2 protein-coding genes are annotated in these 1122 nt (G+C 41.3%); one reads left to right on the forward strand and one right to left on the reverse strand.

Annotation, left to right across the window (positions count from 1 at the left end):
- The first annotated feature begins 410 nt into the window (after positions 1-410).
- Positions 411-860, forward strand: coding sequence for a type II toxin-antitoxin system HicB family antitoxin (locus KDK14_RS15240; RefSeq protein WP_257266027.1), 450 nt, complete (start codon positions 411-413; stop codon positions 858-860).
- A gap of 27 nt (positions 861-887) precedes the next feature.
- On the opposite strand, the gene KDK14_RS15245 is transcribed toward KDK14_RS15240, so the two are convergent.
- Entirely contained in the window at positions 888-1046 is a 159-nt protein-coding gene (locus tag KDK14_RS15245; RefSeq protein ID WP_257266028.1) for a hypothetical protein, read from the reverse strand.
- Positions 1047-1122: the final 76 nt, after the last annotated feature.

The following is a 1122-nucleotide window of genomic DNA, read 5'->3' on the forward strand; positions in this document are numbered from 1 at the left end:
GAAAGTCAAGTTTTGTGTTTAGTGGATGGTCGTACGTCTGGTTCTATCGCCCTGCTTTCAGCCGTGGTCTGCCATGCATTTTGAAATTGATAAACATGGTAATTTTTTTATTGGCGCAACAATCGAGGTCAAAGGTAAGGACTATGGCACCTGTTATGCTTTAGTCAAAAACTGTTATGAAGTCAGTAACTATTTACAGAGAGCCTTGTCATTTCAATCTGATAAAATGCAAAAGGTAAATGATGATCTTTGTACTGCTTTTAATCTGGATCGGGATGAGATAAAAACCGAGTGTGACTGTAAGAACTTGCACTGACCATTTTATGCTTCATTAAAACGTCTTTCCATGCTTGTAATTGATAAGTATTGATTTATTGATTAATGGATTTTAAAACCCAGAGTATATGACGGTGAAAATACAATATCCGGCAACCGTAATCATTGATGAAAATGGCCGCTATTTAGTGAAATTTAAGGATTTTGGCTGGGGTGGAACGGATGGTGAAACCATAGATGAAGATCTGTCGGAGTCTGTGGATTGTCTTGATGAACTGATTTCCACCACCATGGAGAATAATGAATTATTACCGGTTCCCGGTGATATGCTGGCGGTGAACACCTATCCGGTAGCACCTTCTGCGCTTATTGCTGCAAAGGCAGCCATTTATTCAGAACAGAAAAGAAAACATCATAAAAAAAAGGATCTGGCCGCCCTGATCAGCAAGGATGAAAAGTTTATCCGAACATTGCTTGACCCCCATAGTGGTTCAAAAATCCAGAGCATTGAAGCGGTTCTTAATGCCTTGGGTAAGCGATTGGTTATCAGCATTGAGGATAAGCCTGGTATCCGCCATCGTTGATAACGGCTCCCATGGGAATCCATGTCATTACTGTTTGTCGGCTTCCCCACGGGAAACCGACCGACGCCGGGCAAACTCAGACTCTATCTGATGATTAGACTTGCCCTGGCCAGATTTCAGTGATTCTCTTGCACGATCAACCTTATCTTGCAAAAATTTATCATACTGCTTTTCTGATTTATCCATGATCAAACCCGTTTTTCTGCCATTTCATAAACTTCATTATCCCGTCGTATACCAACGGCAATAATCAGCACTCGGA

The sequence above is a fragment of the Endozoicomonas sp. ONNA2 genome, from assembly GCF_024606365.1.
In the GTDB taxonomy this organism is placed as follows: Bacteria; Pseudomonadota; Gammaproteobacteria; order Pseudomonadales; family Endozoicomonadaceae; genus Endozoicomonas.

What these genes read in the sequence shown, in the direction of transcription:
- KDK14_RS15245 (WP_257266028.1), bottom strand. Translation starts at nt 1,046, where the DNA reads ATGGATAAATCAGAAAAGCAGTATGATAAATTTTTGCAAGATAAGGTT.